The 6,142-nt window shown below is 68.8% G+C and carries 5 protein-coding genes; 1 reads left to right on the top strand and 4 read right to left on the bottom strand.

Annotated elements, in window-relative coordinates:
- Positions 1-29: 29 nt before the first annotated feature.
- Both LCL61_RS03475 and LCL61_RS03470 read right to left on the bottom strand, forming a co-directional pair.
- On the bottom strand, positions 30-476 hold the full coding sequence (locus LCL61_RS03475) for a pyridoxamine 5'-phosphate oxidase (RefSeq protein WP_340685480.1): 447 nt from the start codon (positions 474-476) through the stop codon (positions 30-32).
- Between the two features lie 57 nt (positions 477-533).
- Complete coding sequence (locus LCL61_RS03470; RefSeq protein WP_340685479.1) at positions 534-2,297, bottom strand: family 20 glycosylhydrolase; 1,764 nt, start codon at positions 2,295-2,297, stop codon at positions 534-536.
- Between the two features lie 154 nt (positions 2,298-2,451).
- Here LCL61_RS03470 and LCL61_RS03465 point away from each other — a divergent pair, with 154 nt between their 5' ends.
- Positions 2,452-3,501: a nitronate monooxygenase gene (locus LCL61_RS03465; protein ID WP_340685478.1), complete on the top strand. Its 1,050-nt coding sequence runs from the start codon at positions 2,452-2,454 to the stop codon at positions 3,499-3,501.
- On the opposite strand, the gene LCL61_RS03460 is transcribed toward LCL61_RS03465, so the two are convergent.
- Positions 3,476-4,951 carry an amino acid permease gene (locus LCL61_RS03460; protein WP_340685477.1) on the bottom strand — a complete coding sequence of 492 codons (1,476 nt, stop codon included), beginning with the start codon at positions 4,949-4,951 and terminating at the stop codon, positions 3,476-3,478. The genes LCL61_RS03465 and LCL61_RS03460 overlap by 26 nt on opposite strands.
- 79 nt (positions 4,952-5,030) lie before the next feature.
- Positions 5,031-6,074 (bottom strand): alpha/beta hydrolase, encoded by a 1,044-nt coding sequence (locus LCL61_RS03455; RefSeq protein ID WP_340685476.1) that lies wholly within the window; start codon positions 6,072-6,074, stop codon positions 5,031-5,033.
- Positions 6,075-6,142: the final 68 nt, after the last annotated feature.

Raw genomic sequence — 6,142 nt, 5'->3', positions numbered from 1 at the left:
CTGATCGCGATCCGAGCGGCCTTTTCGCGTCAGCGATTCCCGCTGATGCGGTTCGCCGTGACGAAGACGGCGACCCGGCGTTCGGCGGCCATCACGCGGTCGTACTCGTGCCAGTCGTCGTGGGTCCCCGTCGCCGCGATGAAGACCTCGCGCAGCAACCGGGGGAGACCTGCCGGGTCGAAGTCCGGGTCCGGGTCGTCCGGTCCGATCAGGTGCGTGCTTCCCTGGACCGCCGCCCACTCCCAGCCGCGCCGGAAGGTGACCGTGGCGTGGCCGGCCTGGCGGAACAGGTCGAGTTTCTTTACCCCGCCCATCGCCGCGAAGGCGACCCCCGGTGCCTTGGTGACCGGGTCTTCGAAGACGCCGGCGTTGACCACCGAGGAGTGGACGGTGCCGTCCGCGCGGACCGTCGAGACGGTCGCGAGTCCGTTTTCGCGCAAGGAAAGGGCGCGGACGAGTTCGAGGTCTGCGGCCATGGGGCCACCGTAGCCCGCCCGGCCAGGGGAAGAGGGCCGAGCGGACCATCGGAAGGATCAGCAGGTGCCGTTGTCGCGCCAGACACCCCATTGGCCGCCTGCGCCGGGTTCCTCGCCTTGCGTCCACCACTGCGCCGTCCACTTGTGCCCGTTGTGGGAGACGGTCGCTCCTCCGGTGTAGACCGAAGCGCGGTCCCAGGCGGGGAGCGAGCAGGTGCCCGGGTTCCCGGATCCGGTTTCCCAAGGCACTTGGCTCGACTTGTAGTAGTCGAGGCCCTGGGCCTGCCATCGCGGGGCTTGAGCGCCGAGGCGTACTCGGAAGGTGTTCCAATCGTGGGTCGACCACGGCGACCAGCCGAGTTCGGCGTGCGCGGGGAGCCGGGGGAAGGCGAGGTAGTCGATGTTCGCCGGGGTGACCACGGTTTCGGTCCACAGCGGCGATTCGACGCCGCGAACGGCGGATTCGGGCACGCCGGAGAGGTAGGCGCCCGGATTCCAGTTGTAGGCGTCCTGGACCTCGATGTAGCCGGCCCACGAGAGCCCGATCGGGGTACTGGAGTTGTACTTCATGTCCAGGTAGGCCTTGTTCGCCGGCGACAGGATCACCTTGCTGCCGCGGGCGACGGCGTTCGTGACCTCCGTGCTGGACGTCGTCGTGCCCCAGAACTGCGGAGTCGCCGTGGCGGGCAGGGTGGCCTTGCCGATCTCGTGCCAGCCGACGACCTGCTTGCCCGCGGTGGCCACCATCGGCAGCACCCGGTTCATGAACGTGCGGTAGTCCGCGTCGCTGGTGGCCTGGGCCTCGTCGCCGCCGAGGTGGAAATACGGCCCGGGCGTCAGCGCGGCGACCTCGCGGATGACGTCGTTGACGAAGGTGTAGGTGATCTCCTTCGAGATGCAGAGCGAGCTGTAGCCGACGGCGGTGTCGGTGCGCAGCGGGGGAGCGGTGTTGTTGCAGTTCAGCTCGGCGTACGAGGCCAGGGCGGCGTTGGTGTGCCCGGGCATGTCGATCTCCGGGATGACCGTGATGAACCGCGAGGCCGCGTAGTTCACGATCTCCGTGTACTGCGCCTTGGTGTAGTAGCCGCCGGCGCCCCCGCCGACCTGGGTGCTGCCGCCGTAGGTGGTCAGCCGCGGCCAGCTGTCGATCTGGATGCGCCAGCCCTGGTCGTCGGCGAGGTGCAGGTGCAGGTTGTTGATCTTGTACTGCGCCAGCTGGTCGATGTACCGCTTGACCGTGGCGACCGGATGGAAGTGCCGGGCGACGTCGAGCATCGCGCCTCGGTAGCCGAACCGCGGGTAGTCCAGGATGTCGGCACCCGGGATCGTCCACGGACCCTGCTGGACCGTGGGGCTTTCGATCTTGCCTGGCAGCAACTGCCGAAGCGTCTGTACACCGCCGAAGAGACCTTGCGCGGTCGTCGCGCGCAGGACGACCGAAGCGGATGTCGAGTTGAGCTGGTAGCCCTGGTCGCCGACGCGAGAGTCGGCGCCGGACAGCAGGAGTGAGATTCCGTCGGCCGGGGTGCCCGACGGTGCGTCGGAGACGGGCAAGGGGAAGCCGGTGGAGGCACGGAAGATTCCGGCGAGGTAGTCGCCGACGGCCTTGGCCTGTGCCGAACCGGCCTGGGTGTAGATCTTGGTGTTCGTGGTCAAGGTGTGGTCGGAGCCGGTGACCGCACGGACCGAGACCGGGACCGGGACGATCGCCTGCAGTGGCGGAGTGGCCGCGTCGGCGACGGGGGCGGCTGCGGTGGTGGCGCCGGCGAGCAGCGCCACCCCGACGAAGGCGCGGCCCAGCCGCGCTTTCAAGGTCTTCACCGGGTGCCTCCAGGGGACAGGGGGCGTGACGCGCGTCACGCGCGGGTCCGATCGTCGCATCTTCGGCGTCAAAGGTCTAGACCATCAAGAGCGAATCTCGGAGTGACTCGAACGTCACATTCCGTGTCGCCACGAGCGGTCTATCGTCGGAAACGTGTTCGAAGATCTGCGTTTTCCCGTGATCGTGGCCCCGATGGCGGGCGGGCCGACCACTCCCGAGCTCGTGGCCGCGGTGACCGCGGCGGGGGGATTCGGCTTCCTGGCCGGGGGCTATCTGAGCGCCGACGCCCTCTCGGACCGGATCGCGAAGACGGCCGCGCTGACCGGCGAGCCGTTCGGCGTGAACCTCTTCGTCCCGGGCGGCGCCGCGGAGGCGGATCTCGGCGCGCATATCGAGCGTTGGCGAGCCGAGGCCGAACGCCACGGTGTCGAGCCCGGCGAGCCGCGCTGGGACGACGACGCCTATGCCGCGAAGCTCGACGTCGTCCTGGAGCGGAAGGTGCCGGTCGTTTCGTTCACCTTCGGCACACCTTCGCTCGAGGACGTCGAACGCTTGCACGCCAACGGGAGCAGGGTCGCTGTCACCGTCACCGGCCCGGCGGAAGCCGAGCAGGCCGTGGCCGTCGGCGCGGACGCGCTCGTGGTCCAGGGATTCGAGGCAGGAGCGCATCGAGGGATCTTCGCTGACGAGCCCGGAGCTGAAGGTGGCGGCGCGCAGTATGGCGTCCTCAGCCTGCTTCGCCTGGTCTCGGCGCGGACGGCTTTGCCGCTCGTCGCGACGGGCGGCCTCGTGCACGGCGCCGATATCGCGGCGGTGCTGGCGGCGGGGGCCGTCGCGGCACAGCTGGGCACCGCTTTCCTGCGGGCGGACGAGGCCGGGACGCAGTCCGCGCACCGGCAGGCGCTCGCGGACGGCGGAAGGCCGACGGCGTTCACCAGGGCGTTCAGCGGTCGTCCCGCCCGGTCGCTGGTCAACCGCGCGGTCGCGGATTTCTCGGCGACGGCGCCGTCGGCGTATCCGGAGGTCAACAACCTGACCAAGCCGATCCGTGCGGCGGCGGGCAAGGCGGGCGACCCCGAGATCATGTCCCTCTACGCGGGGCAGACCTACGAACTCGCGGGCTCCGGCCCGGCGGCGTCGATCGTCGAACGCCTCCAGACCGAAGCCCGCGAAGCCGCTACGCGTTTGAGTCGTCTCCGCTGACCTGCTTCGCGTCGCCGTTGTCCGCGTTCATCGCGGAGTGACGGCGGCTGTAGGCGAAGTAGATGATCAGGCCGACGCCGAACCAGGCCGCGAACCGCAGCCAGGTCTCCGGGTTCAGGAACGTGATCAGCCAGATCGAGAAGACGACGCCGATGATCGGCACGATGGGCATACCCGGCGTCTTGAACGTGCGGGGCAGGTCGGGCTGCTTGTAGCGCAGCACGATCACCGCGATGCAGACGACGACGAACGCGAGCAGGATGCCGATGTTCGTCAGCTCCGCGGCCTCACCGATGGGCAGCAGCCCGGCGATGACCGCCGACGCGATGCCGAGCACCCAGGTCATCCGGCTCGGCACCTTGCGCACCGGGTGGGTCTTGCTGAACCACTTGGGCAGCAGGCCGTCGCGGCTCATCGAGTAGCCGACCCGGCTGGCGCCCATGAGGAAGGTGAACAGCACCGTGGTGATGCCGATGATCGCGCCGACGGCGATGATCAGGCCGAGCCACTTCATGCCCAGGCCGGCGAAGGCGCTGGAGAAGGCGGCCTCGCTGTCGATGTCCTTGTAGTTGACCATCCCGGTCAGGACCAGGCAGGCCAGCACGTAGAGCACCATCGAGATGGCGAGCGAGTAGATGATCGCCTTCGGCATGTGCTTCTGGGAGTCGGTCGACTCCTCGGCCGCGGTGGACATTGCGTCGTAACCGAAGACGGCGAAGAACACGGTCGCCGCGCCGGTGAACGCGCCGCTGAGGCCGAACGGGAAGAAGTTCGAATAGTTGTCGGTGTTGATGTGGAAGACGCCGACGACGATGACCAGCAGGACCAGGCCGACCTTCAGGTAGACCAGCAGCGTTTCGAACCGGGCCGCGTTCTTCATGCCCTGGTTGAGGATGAAGGCGATCAGCAGGCACAGCAGCACGGCGAACAGGTTGATCTTGTAGGACCCCGGTTCGACGCCTGCCTTTTCGGTGCCCGGAGCGCCCAACATCCATGTCGGGAGCTCGATGTTGAGGTAGCCCAGCAGTTCGTTGAAGTAGCCGGAGATGCCGATCGCGACCACCGCCACGATCGCGGTGTACTCCAGCAGCAGGTCCCAGCCGATGAACCAGCCGACGATCTCACCCAGCACGGTGTAGCCGTAGGTGTAGGCCGACCCGGCGCGGGGGATCAGCCCGGCGAACTCGGCGTAGGAGAACGCGGCCGCGGCGCTGGCGATACCCGCGATGAGGAACGAGATGAGCACGGCGGGTCCGGCCGTCTTGTTCGCGACCGCGCCGGCCAGGGAGAAGATCCCCGCACCGATGATGCCGCCGACGCCGATCGCGGTGAGCTGTCGCAGGCCGAGCGTGCGTTGGAGCCCTCCGCCCCCGCTGAGTTCTTGGATCTGATCGATCGGTTTACGGCGGAAAATCCCGGATCCCGAGCCCAGGCTGCGCGGTGCGGACATCGTCGTCTCCCAACAGGTTGTGCCTTTCGGACTGGGTCACAGTCCGAAAGGCACCGTAGCGGGAGTCGGGACATCGCACCTATCCGGCGACAGTGTCCTCGCTCACTTCGGCGGCCACGCGAGCGGCGATCTTCGACGGCCTGGACGCGCCGGCGGAGAAGTAGGTCAGCAGCTCGGAGATCTCGACGGGGTCGTCCAGCTGGGGGCAGTGGCCCCAGTCCCCGCGCACCATCAGCCTGCTGTGCGGGACCAGCGCGTGCAGCTGGCGCCCGGAGGCTGCGCTGACCAGCTTGTCCTTGCCGCAGACGACCACCAGGAGCGGGACCCGGATCTCCTCGAGCCGGTACGCGTTCGTCAGCTCTTCGACGAGTTGCCTCGCCTGTTCGAGCCGGGTGGTGGTGGACCGGTAGTCCGGGAACAGCGAGGTGAACCGGCGGACCTGAGCGGCGTCCGCGACGGAGGAGTCGGCGTACAGCAGCCGGGGGACGACCTGCTCGGCGACGGCGCGCACGAGGAAACCGGGGATCGGCAGCGGCAGGGCCGAGTACATCCGTAGCGGCAGCGGGTATCGGGCCACGGTGCGGATGAGCCAGCTGTCCACGAAACCGGGTGCGGCGATCGAGACCACGCCCGCGACCGGCAGGCGGTGGTTCTCGGCGGCCCGGAGGCTCATCGTGCCGCCGAGCGAGTTGCCGGCGAGCACCACCGTGCCGAGTACCGCCTGCTCCTTGACCACGGCCGCGGTGAACGCGTCCAACTGCGGGAGCATCGGGCCCGGCCGCAGTGGCTGAGCGTCACCGAATCCGGGCAGATCGACCGCGACCGCCGGAACACCGGCGGCCGCGAGCAGCTCCAGAACCGGGCGCCAGGTGTCGGCGCTGTCGCAATAGCCGTGCAGCAGCACCAGCCTCGGCGCCGTCGGTTTGACCTGCCCGCGCGCGGTGGCCCGCTTACCGAGCACCCGCCGTGGGGCGCGGTCGGTGGACTCCACCGGCTGCGGCCCGACTTCGAGCACTCTGGTGCGGACACCGGCGTAGCGCCGGAACGAGACGCGGATGGGGTCGGCGTCGGTGGTGGTCCGGCCCCCCGGGTCCGCCGGTTCGGGCCGCTGCGATGCGGTCATCCTTCAAGGCTAACCGCGAGAGGTCGGATTTTGGTCGAACTTTGGTCGTGAAAAGCTCCCCGAGTCAT

Source organism: Amycolatopsis coloradensis (assembly GCF_037997115.1).
GTDB classification, from domain to species: Bacteria; Actinomycetota; Actinomycetes; order Mycobacteriales; family Pseudonocardiaceae; genus Amycolatopsis; species Amycolatopsis coloradensis_A.
Note: the sequence above shows the minus strand (reverse complement) of the source record. Positions and strands in the feature narration are given on the sequence as shown.

Excerpts from the sequence above, each read along its gene's own strand:
- LCL61_RS03475 (WP_340685480.1), bottom strand. The coding sequence starts at position 476 with ATGGCCGCAGACCTCGAACTCGTCCGCGCCCTTTCCTTGCGCGAAAAC.
- LCL61_RS03460 (WP_340685477.1), bottom strand. The coding sequence starts at position 4,951 with ATGTCCGCACCGCGCAGCCTGGGCTCGGGATCCGGGATTTTCCGCCGT.
- LCL61_RS03455 (WP_340685476.1), bottom strand. The coding sequence starts at position 6,074 with ATGACCGCATCGCAGCGGCCCGAACCGGCGGACCCGGGGGGCCGGACC.